Here is a 19,589-nt window from a genome sequence, read left to right as displayed (position 1 = left end):
GGCAAAGGGGTACCGACCGGCATAATTTTTTCGTTCATTTTATAGTGAAATTAATTTCGTCTTTAGAACATTTGCTCACGTCGATTTTAAATTTGTCTGTACCAAGCGGTTGTTCATTCAGTTGGGCGGGAGCGCTGTGCCCTCCTGATTGATTAACTTTATCTTTCAACTGATCCGCGGATTGAATAACGGACGGGAGCAAATATTGCTCGGAACCTCTTGTGTAGTTAAAGCCCCTGTGGGAATCGGCTTTCCTGCCGTAATGTCGGCTTTGGTAACGACGACCTGCGCTAACTCTCCCATGCTTTCTTTTGCCGCTTGTATGTAGTTGGAGAACAGGATGGTGGCTATCAATGCCATCACTATGGATATACTCGTAAAAATAACTGCGCGCCGTCTCTACTCAAACATACCTTGTGCACCACTGCTATAATAGTAAAATCAATACGATGCCCGTGCTGACTGCCATAAAAGGCGCCATCGCCAGTTCGGTTATCTTTCCCGCCCGCTCTTTGCGGAATTTCTGAACCAACAGAATCGGCCACGCCACTAAGCCGGCCGCGATAAAGGTAAGAAGCATGGCTGCAAATCCGTCCAGCGCTCCTAAAGCGCAGCCAATGACCGCGAACAACTTGATACCCCCGCCTCCAAGCTGATTTTTGCTCAAGATGGTAACAAGCAGGGAGACCGCCCCAAGCAAGAATGCTCCGGCCACCCCAATATCAGAAAATCTTGTTAATTCCTAAAACCCGAGTTATTTCTAATTTAAACAATAGCTGTCAGCTTTTTTAATAGGCGTGTCTTACTGATTTATAAATCAATCTGTAGCCCTACCGATGGTAGGACTTTGTCGAATCAGGAAGTTTTTCCAAGTTGCACGTATGAACATAAAGAAACCCGACTAACCTGTCGCGGTCAGCGGGCTGTAATTACTCCTATTGTAACATCATGAGCACAGGCGGAGCCGCTCATTACCGGTTAGAAGCTTTCGTTAATAACCGATTTGCTTAGCGGGAAACGCTTTGTTGCCCGTCCAGGGGCCTCTGCTTCACCCATTGCCAACATAAGAACGGGAATATACCGGTCAGGAATGTGCAATGCCTGCACCAGCGCGCTGTGGTCGAAGCCGCCCATAGGGACGGTGTCGTACCCTTTGGCCTTCGCGGCCAGCATCAGCTGCATCGCGGCCAGAGAACTGTTGCGAATCGCTTCGTCGCGGGCAAGCCGGGTATTCCGGTAAGCACCGTCGATCTGTGAGATCATCGAATCCTGGACTTGTGCCGGTGCGTTTGCGTAAACCTCAGGCGCCGACAGGTTCGCCTGCAGATCGCCGAGAACGATAATCACGACAGGAGCGTCAACGACCTGCTGCTGGCCGTATGCTATCGGCAGCAGACGCTCTTTGCCCGCCTGCTCCTGCACAACCAGGAAACGCCAATGCTGCAGGTTCCAGGCGGACGGAGCGGTCGCTGCGAGCTCCAAAATTTCATTTAAAGTTTCCTGCGGAATTTTCATGTCTTTTTTATATTTGCGGACAGAATGACGGTCTTTCATCGCATCCGTTGCGGATAACACAACTTCAGTCTGGCTCATTTCTTTGCACTCCTTATTCTTCTTGATGAACCGATTATAACATCATTCACTTACTTATGTAAAGTTTATGGTTAATAGATAGTTTATATCATTTAACACGTAAGAAGCGGAGAGCTGAAAGAATGCAAAAAAGCCAGCCGCAAAGGCTGACTGTAATGTTCCCGAAGGAGTTTGTTTTATGCCGTTAACAATGAATTTTTTATGCGGATAATGAACGCGGTCATTTTGGAGAAAAAGCTGTCATTAGCGGCATTTCCGGTTTCAGGCTGGTGGGTTGGCGGCAACGCCGATGTGCTTTTGGCGCCGCCGGTTGCTATCTGCACGGTTCTGGAGTTAGCATTCCAGCTCACTTTGCCGCCGAAAGCCTCGCCGACCGCCCTGGCCGGGATCATCGTAAAACCGTTTACCAGCTGAGCCGGTGTTTCAAGAGCTATTGTCTGATTGTTGCGGGTCATGGAGGATTTTCCGATCGCGAGCTTAAGGGTGGTGTCTCCCTTTGTCGCAGTCACGGTTTGAGTGGGCCCTTCCCATTGAATCTGCGCCCCCAAAGCTTCCATCACTGCCCGGAAAGGAGCCAAAGTATTGCCGTCGCGGATGACCGGAGGCTGCTCCATAGATAGCGCCGCCCCATCAATTTCAATGGAAACGCCGGAAGACAACGGGAAGGTTTTGGAGCCGGCCCACCCGCCCTCCCTGTTGTACAAGGCGATTTCCAACGCGGACGGAGCCGGAAGGGACCCGGCGTCGAGCTCGATCCCATAAGGAGGCTCGGTCTGGGAAGCGATCACTTTGCCGTTCAAAATATAATCGAGCCTGCCGATGTAAATGTCGGGTATTTTGACAAAGGGAACGAGTCTCGTCATTTTGTTGAACGGTCTTAAACCGTCCGCTTTCACATATCCAATCCCGCCTGCCGGCTTTGCCCCGTCCTCCACCTTGCTCAGCAAATTCGGGTTCGCGATCAGCTTCATATAGGCTGCCTTGACCTCTTCATTGGCGCTCAGCCTATAGTTATTATTGCCTGGTTGTGTGGACGAAGAGGTCAGATCCACATTGAAATAGGTGATCGCTTTCAGCCGAGGATATTTGTATGGCATCACATCGTAAAGCCGGCTTAAATTGAGAACCGCCCAATCGGTGAGTTTCTGGCCATTCGCTTTGGAGTAATGGGAAACTCCCGTTTCACTGATCATTAGAGGCTTGCGGTCCGAATAGGTCCTGTACAGTTCATCCAACCGTTCCACCGGGCTTGTCATCAACATCGGCTGCTTCAGATCCCCATTGTCGTAAGGCTCGGTATAAAGGGACACGCCAACCCAATCCACCGCATCGTCACCGGGATAGTACGCGTGCATGGAGTATCGCGGCACATCCCCGGGGCTCCACACCATAGCGACATTGGGAGCCTCTTCCTTCATTACCTTGGCAACGAGGCGAAATTTTTCGATATATAGCTTCGGATTGCCGCTCCATACCGTCCAATTGCCGTTCATTTCGCTGGCGTACCTTAGAAAAATGGGAATACCCGACGCCTTGGCGTCCTTGGCCCATTTGCGTAAATAGTCCCCGTCATTGACCGAATCCAGCCCATTGGATGGCTCCCAGGCAATCTGCAGCGCACCGCCGGCCGCTTTGGCCTGATTCGCGTATCCTGCGGGAAAAGGCCTGCCGACTCGATCATAGGCAAGGAAGATCGCATGCTTCTTGCCGTATACTTTTTCCGCTTTGCTGAAAACGTTCCCCATAAACGGATCCTGCTCCGAATAGAGGCCGATGTACGTTCCGTTGACCGGCTCGAACTTCGCGAGGGTACCGTTAGCCGGGGCCGCGCCGGCCCGTACTGCTTCGGGGGCAGCCCCAGTCATGTACAGCTCAATCGTTGTCCTAATCTGCTCCGCGCGCTGGAGGTCCACCGCTCCCCAGTCTTTGCCGTTTTTCAGCCAGTACTGGTTCTCAAGCTCATAATATTTGATGGCATTTGCATAGTCCTTGATTTTATCGAAATAGGTATCCAGCTTGCCCGAAAAAAGCGCTGCGCTCTCCCAGTCGCCGACGCTGTCATAATAGTTCACCAGAAATTGCCAATGAGGGACGGCACCCGTTTCATTTCCTTTGGTGACCGCAGCGTCCGCGGCTTTCCAATGATCCCATATCGCATCTGCGCGGGCTTTGGGCGAAACGGATTCGATACTGACGGCCAGGCAAAGCGAAAAAGCAAATACCCGCCAAAATTTATTTCTATAGTTCATTCCTTCTCCTCCAAAAATCGAATCACGGAGTTATACGTCTCCGTGACAATAAAGTTGCTTTCCGCGGCAGGCAAATGCGCTTGCTGCGGCGGAGAAGGCAGCCATGGCTGGGGAGCCTTCCGGGCTGCATTGCAGAAGCAAGATGAGTTCAGTGAAGCAGGGCTGGACCATTCAGCGAGCGAGTGAAAGATCCATGCCGGTCTTACAGCCGCCATCCAGCGCCGCAAAGTGCCGGGAAGTCGCTTCACCTTGGCTGCCTTTATTGGCTACATGCCTTCCATCACGATTCTGCTGCCGCTTCCGGACGGTTCCGCCGGGTGAACGATCAGCTTCCGGGGAAGCCTTGCCTTGAGTTCGGGCACATGGCTGATGACACCCACCGTAAGCTTATCCATATGCAGCTTCTCCAACGCCGTAATGACTGTTTCCAGCAAATCCTGGTCCAGCGTTCCAAAGCCCTCGTCCAGGAAGAAAAATTGGAGGGGATAGATTCCCTTCAATTGAATCTGTGCGGAGAGAGCGAGCGCGAGCGCCAAGGAAGTGAGGAAGGTTTCTCCGCCCGAAAGAGTGGTGACCGGCCGTCTGACCCCGCCGTTCGCGTCATCCCTTATGACAAATCCGCCTCCGGAGTCGACCTCCAAAGCGTAGCGCTGCCGGGTCAGCTGTCCCAAACGTTCGGAAGCGGCCCGTGAAACCTGCATAAGCTGTTCTTCCGCCATAAATTCCACAAAAGCGCTGCCCCTGAACACGGTCTGCAGCTTGCCCAGCCGCTCATGGAGCACAAGCAGAGCCGTTTTCTTCTCCTCCAGCCGGTTCCACTGCCCATGCCTCGCTTCAACATCCTCCAGGTCTCTTTCGGCCTTTGCCTTCGTTTGCAGATTAGCTTCATCCAACTGCTTGGCTTCAGCCAGCCGGGCCTCTGCCGCAGCCCATTCTTCCGGTGTAATTGCTCTGCCGTTCAACTGTTCGTTTACCCGGAGCAGTTTGATATTGATTTCTTTCTCCCTACTGCGGTGATCGGCGGTCTCTTCCGCTGCAGCCTTGGCTTCGTGTTTGGGAAGCATTGCGGCCTTTACTTCTTCCAGTGCGGCGAATGAGGTGGAAGCTAAGGCTTCCTCCCACTTGCCGCTGTTCTCGGAGAGCTGTTTACGGCAGGACGCTACCGCCTGCTTCTCGCCGCTCACCTGCTGTTCGAGTTGGTGCAGCTTGTGCCCTGCTTCCTCAAAAGCGGCTCTGGCCTGCCTTTCGCCCGATTTCAGCAGGTCAAGCCGGTTCTGGGCCTCGGAGATGAGCGATTCGGCCGAACTGTTGCCGATCCTTTGCTTCAGCAGCTCGGTGGCTGCATCAAGCTGATCTCCTTTCCCCTTCAGGTCGGACTGCAGGGCGATCTCCCGTTTTTCTTCTTCGGAGATGGTTTTCTGGCGCTCTTCGATGGCTGCCGCAATCTTCTCTATGTACGGCACCGAAATATCGATGCGTTTGCGCAGGTCCTCGGCCTGTTCTTCGCTCTGCCGCTGTTGTATATATAGAGCCTCAATCGTATCAAGCGAGGCGATCGGTTCATAGCTGCGTCTCCACTGGGTCTGCAGGGAGTCGATGGTATGCATGAGCCCTGCGTGCTTTTGCTCGACTGCCGCCAGCGCTGCCTGTGCCGCTTCTCTGTGGGCGGCATTCTTATGGTGCTGCCGTTCGAGCTGAGCGAGCTGCTTGAGGAGCTCTGCGAGCCCGCGCTCGAGTTCGCCGAGCGGCGATTCCACCTTGTGGAGCATGGTTTTGGCTTGCTCCACAAGGTTGGCCGCGTCCGGCAGAGCGGCGGGGGCGGGAGCCAGCGGCGCGTCGGGCTCGGCAGCAGAGGCGTGTGCATCCGCGGGAGCGAGAGTTGACGCTCGAGTGTCCAGCTGCTCGGGCGTGGCAGCGAGCGGCGCATCGGGCTCCGCGGCGGCAGCTGCCTCCTGCGCCGCGAACTCCGGTAGGGCAGCCTGCAGCTCCCGCTGCAGGCGGTCCAGGCGCTCGCGCTTATGCCGCGCGGCGTAAGCCAGCTCTCGCGTCTCCTCCGCGAGAGCCTCAAGCCGCGCCGGAGCGTCGTCCGGCGCGTCAGCCCCGGCGGCGCCTGGCCGCGCCGGAGCCGGGTGCTCGGCGGAGCCGCACACCGGGCACGGCTCGCCGGCGGCGAGCTGCTGCGCCAGCTGCGCGGCCAGCTCGGCGCTGTGCCGCGCGAGGCGCAGCCCGCGCTCGCGCTCGAGCAGCCGCGGCAGCGCCGCCTGCGCCTGCGCGGCGAGCCGCTCGGCCGCGCCCAGCGCGCCGTGCTGCGCACGAGCCTGCAGCAGCGCGGCTGCGAGCCGCTCTTGCAGCGCGCGCTGCGCCTGCAGGCCCGCGGCCTCGGCGGCGCCGAGCCGCGCGGCCGCTTCGCGCTGCGCCTCGAGCTCGTGCGCGAGCTCGGCGCCCTGCTGCACGTACGCCGCAAGGCTGCGGGCGTCGTTATACGCCGCCTGCAGCTTCTGCCGCAGCTCTGCGGGCGCCTCCACCGCCTTGAGCTGCTCCTTCAGCGCCGCCTGCTTACGCAGGGCGGCTTCCTTGCGGCCGCTCTCCGCGCGCAGCTCGGCGCGGGCCTGCTGCAGCCTGGCCTCGACCTGCCCGGCTTCCGCCTGCAGCCCGGCGGCTTCGTCCGCCAGCCGCCGCTGCTCCTGCTGCAGCCCGAGCGCCTGCTGCAACTGCTCCAATCGAACGAGCAGGGGCGCTTCGTTCGCCGCCAGCTCGCTGTAAGCGGCCTCGTTGGCTGCGCGAGCCGCTTCACAGCTCTCGCGGGCCGCGGCAGCCTGGGCCACCGCGGTCTCAAGCCGGGCGCTGTGCTCCGCCAGGCTCTTCCGCGCAGACTCCAGAGCCTCACTGTACGGCCGCAGCCGTTCCGCCTGCTCTGCGCGCCGAAGTCTCTCTTCCTGCAAGCGGATGTGGGGCTCCCGCTCAGCCAGCTGCGCCTGCTGCCGTTCGTGCTGCGCCTTCTCCTCCTGCAGCCGCATTACCGTCTTGCGCTCCTCATACTCGCGCTGGCACTCCTGCAGCTGTTTTCGGATTCGCTGCGCCTGTTCCTGCGCCAGGACAAGCCCGTCTTTGGCTTCGTCCAGCGCTTCCTTGGAGGCGGCCCCCAATCCCTGCTGTTCGGCCTGCAGCTGCTTCAGTCCCATATCCGCCGCTTCCCAGCGGCTCTTCAGCTTTTTGTTCAAGCCGTCTCCATACGCTTCCAAATGGAACAACCGTTGAAGCATTTTACGGCGGTCGCTTCCTTTCAATGAAAGAAATTCAGCGAACTTGCCTTGGGGCAGCACCACCGCCCTCGTAAAATCCTCCATCGATAAACCAAGAATTTCCAGAACCTTTTGGTCAACGTCCCTTGCTTTATCGGCAAGCACCACAGACTCTCCGGCTTCACTCAGCCTAAGGATCCGGATAACCGTGGAATTCACGGAAATATCGCTTCCCCGCTTGTATTGGCGGTCCACCCTGTAGCGCTCTCCGCCATCCGCGCCGGCCAGTTCAAAAACAAACGACACCGTCAGCGCATTTTCCGCAGCGTTCATGATCCCTTGGGTCCCGGCGGAGGCTCTTTCGACCTTTCCGTACAAGGCTAAAGTCATGGCGTCGAGAATGGACGATTTTCCGCTGCCCGTAGGACCGAATATTCCGAACACCCCGGCGTCGCACAAGCTTGCAAAATCGATTTTTTGAAGCTCCCGGTAGCTCTGCAGCCCCGCGATATGTAAAGAGATCGGCTTCATGCCGTTTCCTCCCTTCCCGTTCCGGCAGCGTCCTCATCCGCATCCCGGACCAACTCAAGGAACAGCCTGACCAGTTCTTCCTCCGGCTCGGCGCCGCCGGTCTGCTTTGTATAGAACCTGCGGAACAGCTCGTCGACAGGAAGGCTCGACACCCTGATCTGCTCGCTCATAGCCTGCTCCATCTCCGGATAGACCGGCCGGATGCCGATAAAACCGTCACGCGCCCGCCTCAAATTCTGGATCTGTTCCATGGACATCGCTTCAGTCATATGAATTTGCAGATCGATCCATGCGCTTGCGTCTTTTCCTTGATCGAGCCAACTGTGTACTTCGGCAAGCCCTTCTTTAGCCTGCCACCTGACGAGCGGCCTGCCCGAGCTCAGGAACAATTCGCTTATGGCCGCAGGTTTGCCTGGCTCTGCCTCGATCAAAGTGACCGATTTGGCCTGGCCCGCTTCCGAGAAGCTGTAAGCCAAAGGCGAACCGGAATAGCGGATGGGCAGCGGCGCCTTCAGGTTTTGCGGACGGTGCAGGTGTCCGAGCGCCGCGTACTGCAAATGCTCGGCGCATAAAGCGGCTGTGTCCACCGTATAGGCTCCGCCTACCTGGATCGGCCGTTCGGATTCCGTCTCCATCCCGCCCAGCACATAAAGATGGCTCATCAGCAGATTCACCGTATCCCTGCGAAAAGCTTTCCCCTGCCCCGCCACCAAACGCGCAATCCTGTCCGAATAAGCGCTTCGCAGCTTTTCTTCCTCCACCTCTTCCGTCAGGAGCTCCTTCAGCCTGGACTCGGAAGGGTAGGGCAGCGCGTACAAATGCGCTCTTTCCCCTGTGCGGGTAATATCGATCACCTGCAGCTCCGCCGTCGGAAGGCCGACGAGCGTAATGCTCTGTCCCGCAGCCAAAGGAGCCGAAGCGGACAGCCGCTCAGGGTGGTCATGATTGCCTGAAATCACCGCTACCTGCCTCTTTCCTCCGTCCGCCAGCCGGGCAAGCCCTTCGTAGAACAGCATCTCGGCGGATGCGGGAGGATTGACGGAGTCGTAAGCGTCGCCTGCCATCAGCACGATATCTATCGATTGATCCCGCACAAGCTGCACAAGCTCGTCCATAAAAGCTTCCTGTTCGGGAAGCCTGCTCCGTCCTTCCAAAGACCGGCCGAAGTGCCAATCCGCCGTATGCAGAATCCGCATAAACGATCCCTCCTTTTATCATCAAAATTCCCGGGTGGTCCAGACCTCATGCTTTCTTACTCCATGGACAGCACATGTCCCCCGTCAAAAAAGTACAGATATTTTCCGACGATCGGCTTTTTCCATATTTCTTCCACGGCCCTAGAGTAGAGACTTAACTGAACCCGGTAGCGTTCCTTCAACAAATCCAGCCGCTCCCCGTAAACGGCATCCGTCTTGTAATCGATCAGCACCAGACCTTCCGGCGCTTCCACCAGACAGTCGATCACCCCTTGGATCAATACGACGTCTTCCAAGCCTTCCGCACCCGCCCCATAGGCCTCTTCGGCCGAAAGCCCGTAGCTGAAAGGCACCTCACGGTGCACATTCCCGCCGCTCAGCAGCACGCCCCCAAGCTCACTGTCAAAAAATTGCCGGATCGTGGCCGCGTCTACCGCTTCTCTTTGTTCCTTCATCAGCAGCAAACGCTGTACCATCTCGTCCATAACGAAGTCTATTTCCTCCAGACTGAGCAGCCTGTCCAATGGCAGCTGCTGCATCACCGCATGGTAGATCGTCCCCCGCTCCGCCGCATTCATCTTCCTCTGCTCCATAAAACGGGGCCTTCTGGTCAGCTTCGCCGGTCCTTGGACCGATGCTCCTTCACCAAGAGGAACTATAAATGACTCAACACCCACAGGCTCGTCCGAGATGCGTTCCAACACGCGCTCCTCCAGCCGCTTCATCTCGGATACGGTAGTCTTTGAGAAAAATTTCGGCGCCGACTCAAATGGATAGCTCCAATCCAGCCGCTCCGCAATCGCCTTCTTCCAGGGCTCTTGCGGAAGCTCCGCTTTTTGCAGCTTCCTCAGCGACTCCAGCCTTTCTTCTTGCACTGTCGACTCGCTTGCCTGCGTGGAAAACGCGGCGATATCGCCTGCTTTAATCACCCGGATCACCCAGCGCGACGGTTCGTCAGACATGATCGCCGGGGTCGGTGAGCTTTCATAACCGACGAGTTCCCGGAGGCAACCCGCATCGGGGTGACGGATCAGAGCGGGACCCACCCAATCGAGGTAAGAACGGGCACCCGCAAGCTGCGCGTCAGGCAGAGCAAACGAATCGCCCCCCATCGCCATCTGCCAGTTTCGGAGCTGCTTGCCCAGAGAGGACAGCGTCGCGGTGAGGTACAGCTTTTCCCTGGCCCTGGTCAAGGCTACATATAAAATCCGCATTTCCTCGGCGAGCATTTCCATTCTCATCCTTCTGCGGATGGCCAGCATGGGCAGCATCGGGTAGGAGACCCGCAGCTCGGGGTCGACAAATTTCGGACCGAACCCGAGCTCCTTATGAAGCAGGAAGGAGCCGTTCAGGTCCTGCTGGTTGAACATTTTGGCCAATCCCGCAGTAAATACGACCGGAAACTCCAGACCCTTGCTTTTATGGATCGACATGATCCTTACCACATCTTCCTGTTCGCCCAGAGCCCTGGCTGTTCCAAGGTCGCCCCCGCTGTCTTTCATCCGCTCAATAAAACGGAGAAAACGGAACAAGCCCCTTAGCGAGGTCGCTTCATACTGTTTGGCCCGGTCATAGAGAGCGCGCAGATTCGCCTGCCGCTGCAGGCCGCCAGGCATCCCCGCCACAAAATCATAAAAACCGGTCTCGCGGAAAATGCTCCAGATCAAATCCGACAGACAGCCCTGCCTCGCTTCCGTGCGCCAGGCTTCCATTGCGGACAAGAACAGGCCGAGCTTGGCCGCTAATGCGGTAAGCCGCTCCCGTTCCTCCATGAAGGACTGTTCCTCCCCAGCCTCCTCTGTGCCGGTCTCGCGCACCGCAGCCGCTTCATTGGAGCCGAAAGGAAGAATCAGAGGATGGCTCGGGGAACTTGCACTCCACAGTGAACTGTATGAAGGGCCCGCCAACCCCGTAACTCCCAAAATCTGCGATAAAGCAGGCACTTCCTCCAGGACGGGCTGTTCGGCGGTTTCGTCCGCTGGCATAGAGGTATATTTTTCCACAAAAGTTCGCATTGCATCATAATATGCCTCACCTTCACCGTGGATCCGGATTTGCGCCATATCATCTGCGGACAGCCCCAGAATAGGAGAACGAAGCACGGCGGCAAAAGGAATATCCTGATATGGATTGTCGATGATTTTGAGCAGCGACATCATTACTTCCACTTCCGTGGCGGTAAAATATCCGGTGTTCAGGTCGGCGTATCCGGGAATGCCCATCAAGCGGAATTCTTCGATAAAAACAGGCGCCCATTGAGATGTCGCTCGAAGCAGCACAACGATGTCCCGATAAGATACGCTGCGCATTCCGCCAGTCCGCTTATCAAACACTTGAAAAGGCGCCGGCTGTGCGGATGCAGTCCCCTGTCCGGGAGTATTTGCTTCCCCTAAAGTCACGCCTGCATCAGGTTCAGCTGCTCCTGTATTGGCAGCGTGCCCCGCTTCTTCCGCCGCTTGCCCCATAAGCCGCATAATCTCAAGCCCTATGCGCCTCGCTTCCAATCGGGCGGTTTCCATCTCCAGCTCCGCGTCCAGCAATGCGGCTCCTTGTCCATCACCTTCCGCTTTTTCCTGCGCATCCGTGCTCTGTTCTTCTTCCGAACCGTCGTCTTCCACTGCTTCCGCTTTCTCCCGGTCAATGAGCAGCACTTCAATGTTCATCAGGTCGTTGTCCCCGTGTCCCGCAGGGGGAAATGCCGCTCCGCACACGAGCTGCGCGCGCTCGTCGTAGTCGATCTCCCCTACCCGCTCATTCATCAGCTGTTTGAACAGAAAATTGACTCCGTCGACAACCTGGCTGCGACTGCGAAAGTTACGGGCGAGGTCGATTCTTTTGCCGGCTTCAGCGTCTACTTCACCGTAAGCTTTATATTTTTCCAGAAAAAGCCCCGGCTCCGCCAGCCGAAAACGGTAGATGCTCTGCTTGACGTCCCCGACCATGAAACGGTTCCCCGGCAGAGGCCTGGAGATCATCTCGATCATCGCTTCCTGCACTCTGTTGGTGTCCTGATATTCGTCAAGCAGCACCTCCACGAACTGCTCGCGGTATTCAAGAGCGGCGGCAGAAGGAACGAGCTTCCCCGGTTCGGATTCGTCCCCGCACAGAATCTGCAGGCAGTAATGCTCCAGATCGGCAAAATCCAGCAGCCCTTTTCCCTGCTTTGCTTTGCTGTATCTGGCGGAAAATTCGTTAACCAAACCGACCAACGTACGGATGACCGGAGCCATTTCCCGCAGCTCCTCGAGAAACTGCTCCGGTGGCCGGCCGAACAGCTCATCTTTCAGCTTTTGTATTTTGTCCTTGGCTGCATTGCGGAGCTCCTTGGCCTGCTCCTTTAGCTCTATATCCGTTTCATCGCCCTTGATTGTCTTCAGCCGCCCGAAGCCGCCCCCTTGAAAAGCATGGTACATATGCTCCCAGGAAACGCCGCACATCTGCGTTAAATGCTCGATCAGATCAGCATCCTCGCGTAAATTGTCAAGATAGGCGGCCGGTCCGTCGGGCCGTTCAGCGAGTGCGGCCGCCTTCCGGATCAGGCTGCCCGCTCCGTGCAGCTCCAGCAGCACGTCCTTCTTGAGACTCTCCGTCCACAGGCCGGGATCGCCCGTATCAAACAGCGACGCCATGTTCTCCAGCCAGTGCCCGGGCCAGGGATGGCTGCGCGATTCGTCATATATCCGCTGCACCAACCTATATAACGCGTCGTCGCTTCGCTCCCCGCTGAACCTGTCCACCAGCTGCCAGAACGGTCCGCCCTCGTCGGCCGCTCCATACTGCTCTTCGAACAGCTCTTCCAGCACATCCTGCCGAATCAGCTCCGCCTCGGTTTCATTCGCGATCCGGAACCCCGGATCCAGCCGGATCGATTGAATATGGCGCTGGATCACTTCCATACAGAATGAATGCAGCGTCGTGATCGATGCCCGATTGATCAGGGCGAGCTGCCTCCGCAGATGCTCGGATTCCGGCGCTGCGGACAGTGCTTTCTCCAACGCATCGCGAATACGATGACGCATTTCCGCTGCTGCCGCCTTTGTAAATGTCGCGACCAGCAGACGGTCGACATCAACCGGATCCCGTTCATCGGCTACTCTGCGGATGATCCGCTCCACCAGCACCGCTGTCTTGCCGGACCCTGCCGCAGCGGCCACCAGAAGATTCTGCCCCCGGCGGGCAATCGCCTCCCATTGGTCGTCCGTCCATGTGCTGCCTTCGGGCTTCCTCAATCTTTCTTCCACGTACCCTTTCCCTCCAAAGCCTGCCAGATTTCATCCTTGCCATGCCTCTTCCACTGCTTGTATTCATTGCCTTCAAAAAGAGGGTCGAATTGGCACACCGATTTGAACGAACAATGCTGGCACGCCGATTTATTGCCCAGCCGGTAAGGAGAAATATCCACTACCCCATTGGTTATTTCCGTTCCTATCGTCCGTATGCGGTTCCTTACCAAGCTGCGCAGCTGTTCCCAACGGGCAGGCGACGCGACGGATGAACGTTTGCCGAAAGTACCGTCCTTTTTTATCTCCACAGGCAGCAGCTCCGAAGTTCCGTATTCATTCTCCAGCGAGCTGTCCATCATTTTGACGATGCCCGTATCTTCAATGAGCAGTCCTTTCATCTTGAACCTTTTTTTCAATTCCTTCTGGACCATATCCGACGATAGTCCGTTCTTCGTGTGGAGCAGAGGATTATGCACATGAAAATAAAGTACCCCGGCCGGATGAGCTCCATGTCCCAGCCACTTGCTTGCATTGGTGACGACGACATCCAGATACGTGAGCATTTGCAGCGCCAGGCCGTAGTAAACTTCAGCAAGCTGAAGATGGGTTTCGCTCGATTTATAGTCGATCACCCTGAGCAGTGTTCCTTGTTCGCCCTGCGCCTGGTCCACACGGTCGATCCGCCCTATAATTTCCATAGAGGAGCCGTTGTCCAGCTGAAAACGCAGAGGAGGAATCAATTCCCCCGTGCCAAAAGGCAGCTCCAGCCCCACAGGCGTAAACTGCGCCCTGCGCGCGTGTTCTCCAAGCATCATCGACGCTTTCCCGACAATTTGCTTCAGCTTGCGCGCGATATAATGGTAACGCTTCGAGCTGAGCAGAATTTCTCCCTGCAGCCTTGGAGTCAGCTGGTCGACCACCAAAGAGGCCCTCCGCAGACAGTCGTCCGCCGAAAGCGTACCCCAATGGATCCGCTCCTCCTGCAGCTGATCTGAGAACCGGCGAAGCGCTTCGTGGAACAGCTGTCCGATGTCCGGCGCTTCCAGACGGTATATCTTGCGTTCCTTCAGCCTCAAACCGTGTGAAACAAACTGCGAGAACGGGCAAGCCACGAACCTTTCCATCCGGGAAACGCTGGCCCTCAAAGTGCTGCCGTAGAGCTTTGTGCTCGTCCCTCCGCGCAATAAAAGCTCCAAATTTGAATAAAAGAGTGAAGCGGTCATAACTCCAAGACGATGATTCCATTCCGGACGTTCGGCGAACCAATTGTAAACCTCCCACCACATATCAGACATGGGAGCGCCCTTCATCCACTGCTTCAGCCTGACCGCCAGGTAAGACAATGAACGGGCAGGGTGCATCAAATAATCGAGCTGATCTTCCTCCGAAACGGTCGGGGAAGGTTCGCTCATCAGCTGCCGCTGCCGAATCATCGGAAACCATCTCTGTACCCTGCGGATGATTTCCGACGGAAGCAGCGACTTCCCCTCTTCGTCGGCCAGCGGATAAGAAATCCACAGATGCTCCGAAGCCATGCTCAGCGCGTTGTATACGATAAACTGCTCGTCAAGCAGCTTCCTCCGCGAGCCCTCCGCCAGGCTCATACCCGACTGCAGCAGCCAATCACGCTCATTTTCGGATAACACCCCGTCTTCATTCGGCCTTGCCGGCAGCACGCCATCGTTGACTCCGAGAACAAAGGCGTATTTCACCTGCCCCGAACGGGTTCTGTCCAGGGAACCGATCAGCACCCCATCGAGAGACGGGGGAACCTGGCTCAGTTCAAGGCTTTCAAAACCCGTTTCCAGCATCTTCGCATAGATATCGAGCGGCATTTTCTCCTCGCCGGCCAGCTCCACGAGCTGATCGAGCGCATCGAGCACATAGCCCCATACCTGGGTATGCTCCCTCGACTTTTGGGGGCGGCCTTCCCTGATCGCTCCCTCGCTCCAGCTCTCCAGCTTGTCTGCGGCGGAAACTTCCTCCAGCAGGCGGAACAAGGCAGCCGTCATTTCCGCCGCATTACGTGACTGCTTCAAGCCTTTCTGCAAATTGTGCAGAGGCTCGGCGACCAGCCGGCGGCAGCGGTTGATGAGCTCCAGTTCCTGCTGTTCCCCGCCCGCCATCTCCTGTTCCTCATCATCAGATACGGCCCTGAACCGGTAATTCCACGGTTTCCCGTCCGTCCAGCGCGACCCCTGAATGCCGAAGGCAAGCACGTAATTCTCCAGCCGGTCCATCGCTCTGCGGTCAATTGCCGCCTCTTCACCCGTTTCAGATGAATCGGGCAGAGGCAGGAACAGATCGGTTTTGACACAGCGGAACAATGCATCATATTTCCAATAGTGCTGGACAACCTCCAGCGCCGAACGGATAAATTCAACGAGCGGATGATGCATGATGGAACGCTTTTGATCGAGAAAATGAGGGATGCCGTAATCGTTGAATACGGTCGCCACAAGGTCGCTGTATGGCTCCATATTGCGCGCCCGGACGGACAGATCCCTCCAGCGGGCTTTGCCCTCCCTGACCAAAGAGGTGATTTCCCGGGCAAGCCCCTCCACCTCGGCACGGCGGTGGACGGCGGCATGAACGGAGACCTGGCGGGCAACCTCATCTGACGAAAGTTTTCCGCTGTATGGCGCATTGCTTCTGCCTGCCAGAGCATTCTCCATGTAGCGGAGCGCTTCCGCCTGCCTGTATCTTGGGGTATCCTGATTGGTCAGCACGATGACCGGGCTGCTCTCCAGCCCCAGCTCATCGATCATTTCCCGGAGCCGGATCATCGTTCTCGCTGTAGGATGGAATAAATCCAGTTCATGCGGCTTCTCTCCCGCACTATATTCCCTGTCCAGCGTGAGCGTAAGCGTCATGCTCCGGGACCACTGCATGATTTGTCCCAAAGCCGTAAACTCCTGCGGAGTAAATCCGTGAAAGCCGTCGATCCAGAAAGCGGCCGATCGCGCGTAAGAAGACTTTTGAAATTGCTCGGCAAGCAGAGTGACGTAATCCTCGCCGTCCAGATACTGCTGCGAAAGTTCCTTCTCAAAGCTTCCGTAAATCAGTACCAGGTCATGCAGCTTATCCTGCAGCGCTTCGCGGCGGTCTGACGGAACTCCGTACAGCTGCTTGCCGTAATCCTGTAAACCGCCGGAGGTCAAGCAGTACCTCTTGAACTCGCTGAACAACGAATGCAGCCGGTCGATAAACCCGAACCCGCCCGTATTCGGCTGAAAGCTGCGAAGCTCGGTCTCATGTCTATGTACAATGCGGTAAAGCAGCATCTTCTTCCCTATATCGCTCATCGGCAGACGCGCCGTGCCGCCCGCTTCCTGCATAACGCGCCAAGCCAGCCTTCGGAAGCTCAGCACCTGAGCCCGGATCATCCCGCCGATCCCCGGCGTCGATACGAGCGCATGCTCTGCCTGGAACGTCGCCTGCTCCGGCACAAGCAGAATGAGCGGATGTCCCTGCGGGCTGTCCAAAAGGCGACGGCGTATTTGATTCAGACAGAACTCGCTTTTGCCGGTTCCGGCCCTTCCGATGACAAATTCGATAGGCATAATTTCGGCCTCATTTCATCTGGTGTGCCTACTATTCTATCATAATTTATGGCCATTGTGACCAAAAAACGAGAACATAATTTCGCGTTTTGCCGGCAAGCACAAAAAACGGCCTTCCACACGCCGACCCGCCCGGTCGATCCCGCAGATCAAACAAATGAACAGCTCCTCCGCCGCATCAAAAAAGTACCCTTTCTTCAACTCCTCCGCACTGGCTCCCCCAACCTCTATACACGGGTGTCGTGCCGATCAATAACAGATTGGATTTGGCCCGGAACAATAATTTGTCTGTTGTCATTGAAACTAAAACCAGCGAATCATTGACCGAATCCGTCGCCAGGTTGAAGAATAACGGTTACGTTAAAGCGAGGATAGAGGAATGATAGATAAACAAAAATTTCTTGCCTTCTCGCCTTTAGAAGTGATATGCGAGAAGCAACTTATGAATGGCTGGAGCCGCTGGTTATCTTGACGAAAAAAAGCTGTGCAGAACCATACCCATGATCACCAACGCAATTCCACAGCACGACAAAAGAGAGGGCACAGGCATCCCTAAAAGGACGACCTCCCCGATGGCGGTAAACAGGACGGCGACGGATTGGGTAGCTTCTACGGCGGCAAGCTTTGGGATATCGTGTTTCACGGCATCTGTCGCCATGAAAAATAGGACGGTGGCAATGACACCTGAGGAAATCGCCACGATTAGCGACTGGATCGTTTGGGCAGATGAAGGCGGCCCCTCCCAAATCCATCCGATTAGCGAAAGCAGAAGCCACAGCGGCATGCTGGCCGCGGTCATGCCCAGTACCCGTTGATAGGTGTCCAAGCGGCCGCCGCATACTTCCATCATTTTACGGTTGCCCAGCGGATAGGCAAAGCAAGCGATAAGGACAGGAAGCATGCCGATCAGAATTTGCCTTACAGGCAGCTGCTGAGCTTGCTGAATCTGCATCACAGCGATGCCCACCAGGATAAGAAGGGACATGGACAGTCCCTTGAAAGGTATTTTTCTCCTCAATCTCACTGCCCCGCCGGATGTCTCCAACGTCTCATAAAACAGCGGAGCCAGCAAAGAACCACATACAATCGTCGCCTGCCAAGTTCCCGCAACCAGCCAGCCCGGGCCGAATGCAGCTGCAAACGTCAAAGGCGCGTAAAATAATCCGAACCCGACAAAGCTCCAAAGTAACCATGCTTTTTTATTTTTCCCCATTTCTTGCAGCAGAGGCCGTAAATTCCCCCTTCCCACGACAATGACAAGAAGAAAAGGAACCATAAAAGTATACCTAAGCGAAGCGCTCCACATCCAACTTCCGCCTGATAACGACATCGACCGGTTAAGAATAAAAGTAACGGCAAAAAAGAAGGCAGCACAAATCCCTAACCAAACCGGGCGCAAACGTTCCACCTCCCGTGAAGCAGCGTATTTGATAAAGCCTTCTTATTTTTATGTATCGCTTTCTTGTACTAATCCTGAAATTACGGCTGTATGCCCTGGGTTCCGTCAAGCAGGGTGTATGCCTCACTCGATATTGGACCACTGGCTGCCTGTCCATTTCACTTTGTCACCGGGTTTACAATCAGAATTCACTTTCGCTGCCGGAACCTTCGTTTTCCTGCCGTCGACCTCAATGATGAAATGGTGATCCTCTAAACTGTACACCGTCCCTGTTCGTTGAATCTGACATTTATTTTCTCCAGACATAAGTTTCCTCCTGTTGATCCTTCTCCTGCTGCTTAAGCAGTATGCAAAAACGGCCTGTCCGCTGGTAGAACGACCGTTTTTGCATAATATGTAGAAGCCTTTTTCGAGGACTTGCAAGGTACTTTCTTCAATTAAAACAAAGCCGGCTTCACGCAAACGGGTCTCGAACATGCCACCGAGTGGCCTGTAGTCTTCAGCTTCCCAGTAGCTCCGTCAACCCGGAACACGACAAGATTGTTGGTATCGCGGTTTGCGGCGATAAGATATCGGCCTCCAGGCGTCAAAGCAAAATGGCGGGGATGAGCTCCCTCTGTGGATACATGCTCCACCAGAGTCAAGCGGCCGGAGTCCGCGTCCACCGCATACACCACTATGCTGTCATGCCCCCGGTTAGACCCGTACACAAACCTTCCATCCTCGGAAACAGCAATTTCCGCACATGTATTCTCCCCATTGAAGTCCTGCGGCAGCGTCGGCACCACCTCAATCGAAAGCAGTTCCCCCGCTTCGGCGTCATAGCGGTAGGAGGTAATGGTCGAGTCGATCTCATTAATGACAAAAGCAAACCTTCCATTGGGATGGAATACCAGATGCCGCGGCCCCGCTCCCGGATGGGTTTCAGTGTCTCCGTGGAACTCCAGAGTGTTGCGGACGCGATCAATCGTGTAGGCGCGAATTCGGTCAATACCCAGATCAGGCACAAAAAGATAGCGCTGATCGGGACTGAAAAAGGCCGAATGCGGATGAGGCTGATCCTGCCGGGAAGGGTTCGGTCCTGTCCCTTCATGCTGTTTGACATCAAGCGGCCCGCCGACCAGGCCCTCCTCCGTTAAGGAAACCAATCCTACTTTCCCTCCATGGTAGCTCGCCTGGATAAGATAGCGGTCTTCCGCATCCCTTTGGATGTGGCAGGAAGGAGCATCGACAGTGACCGTACGGTTCAGCTCCGTCAAACTGCCTTTACCCGGATCGATGGAGAAACAGACAGCCTCTGCCGTCTTTTTCCCCTGATCCGACACACCTTCCGCAATGGAATAAAGCTTGAGACGCGGCATGTCCAAATTCAAAAAGGTCGGATTCCTCAGTCCCGAAGCCTGATCCACAAGAGAAAGCTGCCCGCTGTTCTCATCAAACGAATACACATACACCCCGTTATCGGAGGCTTCCGCATACGAACCTACAAAAACAAGCAAACTTCCCGATTGAACCGTCATTTATTATTCCTCCCTAAGCGTAGTCGTTACAAGTTGGATTGCTTCTTTAAAAATACAATGTTCCCCCACCTGA

12 protein-coding genes are annotated in these 19,589 nt (G+C 55.9%); 1 reads left to right on the top strand and 11 read right to left on the bottom strand.

Going from position 1 to position 19,589, the window contains the following annotated elements:
* Positions 1-165: 165 nt before the first annotated feature.
* The 4 genes from ACZ5N7_RS02400 to ACZ5N7_RS02385 all read right to left on the bottom strand — a co-directional run bounded on the left by ACZ5N7_RS02400 (position 166) and on the right by ACZ5N7_RS02385 (position 3,842).
* Complete coding sequence (locus ACZ5N7_RS02400) at positions 166-363, bottom strand: hypothetical protein (RefSeq protein WP_464657071.1); 198 nt, start codon at positions 361-363, stop codon at positions 166-168.
* Positions 364-427: 64 nt separating this feature from the next.
* Positions 428-700, bottom strand: a complete 273-nt coding sequence (locus ACZ5N7_RS02395) for a hypothetical protein (protein ID WP_464657070.1) — start codon at positions 698-700, stop codon at positions 428-430.
* Between the two features lie 278 nt (positions 701-978).
* Positions 979-1,593 carry a nitroreductase family protein gene (locus tag ACZ5N7_RS02390; RefSeq protein WP_464657068.1) on the bottom strand — a complete coding sequence of 205 codons (615 nt, stop codon included), beginning with the start codon at positions 1,591-1,593 and terminating at the stop codon, positions 979-981.
* A 176-nt stretch (positions 1,594-1,769) separates the two neighbouring features.
* Positions 1,770-3,842, bottom strand: coding sequence for a stalk domain-containing protein (locus ACZ5N7_RS02385; RefSeq protein WP_464657066.1), 2,073 nt, complete (start codon positions 3,840-3,842; stop codon positions 1,770-1,772).
* A 42-nt stretch (positions 3,843-3,884) separates the two neighbouring features.
* On the opposite strand from ACZ5N7_RS02385, the gene ACZ5N7_RS02380 reads away from it, so the two are divergent.
* Positions 3,885-4,028 carry a hypothetical protein gene (locus ACZ5N7_RS02380; protein WP_464657064.1) on the top strand — a complete coding sequence of 48 codons (144 nt, stop codon included), beginning with the start codon at positions 3,885-3,887 and terminating at the stop codon, positions 4,026-4,028.
* Between the two features lie 80 nt (positions 4,029-4,108).
* Here ACZ5N7_RS02380 and ACZ5N7_RS02375 read toward each other — a convergent pair whose 3' ends face one another.
* The 7 genes from ACZ5N7_RS02375 to ACZ5N7_RS02345 all read right to left on the bottom strand — a co-directional run bounded on the left by ACZ5N7_RS02375 (position 4,109) and on the right by ACZ5N7_RS02345 (position 19,516).
* Positions 4,109-7,615, bottom strand: a complete 3,507-nt coding sequence (locus ACZ5N7_RS02375; RefSeq protein ID WP_464657062.1) for an AAA family ATPase — start codon at positions 7,613-7,615, stop codon at positions 4,109-4,111.
* The gene (locus ACZ5N7_RS02370; RefSeq protein ID WP_464657060.1) at positions 7,612-8,811 is read right to left on the bottom strand and encodes an exonuclease SbcCD subunit D; all 1,200 of its coding nucleotides are present in this window, start codon (positions 8,809-8,811) and stop codon (positions 7,612-7,614) included. The genes ACZ5N7_RS02375 and ACZ5N7_RS02370 overlap by 4 nt, the downstream gene beginning before the upstream one ends.
* Positions 8,812-8,867: 56 nt before the next feature.
* On the bottom strand, positions 8,868-13,052 hold the full coding sequence (locus ACZ5N7_RS02365) for a UvrD-helicase domain-containing protein (protein ID WP_464657058.1): 4,185 nt from the start codon (positions 13,050-13,052) through the stop codon (positions 8,868-8,870).
* On the bottom strand, positions 13,037-16,597 hold the full coding sequence (gene addB / locus ACZ5N7_RS02360) for a helicase-exonuclease AddAB subunit AddB (protein WP_464657056.1): 3,561 nt from the start codon (positions 16,595-16,597) through the stop codon (positions 13,037-13,039). The genes ACZ5N7_RS02365 and addB overlap by 16 nt, the downstream gene beginning before the upstream one ends.
* Positions 16,598-17,060: 463 nt before the next feature.
* Entirely contained in the window at positions 17,061-17,996 is a 936-nt protein-coding gene (locus ACZ5N7_RS02355; RefSeq protein WP_464657054.1) for a DMT family transporter, read from the bottom strand.
* 123 nt (positions 17,997-18,119) lie between these two features.
* Positions 18,120-18,302, bottom strand: coding sequence for a hypothetical protein (locus ACZ5N7_RS02350; protein WP_464657053.1), 183 nt, complete (start codon positions 18,300-18,302; stop codon positions 18,120-18,122).
* A 131-nt stretch (positions 18,303-18,433) separates the two neighbouring features.
* Entirely contained in the window at positions 18,434-19,516 is a 1,083-nt protein-coding gene (locus ACZ5N7_RS02345) for a lactonase family protein (protein WP_464657051.1), read from the bottom strand.
* Between the last annotated feature and the right edge of the window lie 73 nt (positions 19,517-19,589).

The organism is Paenibacillus sp. JCM 18996, from assembly GCF_055392555.1.
This window is presented reverse-complemented; position numbering and strand designations above follow the sequence as displayed.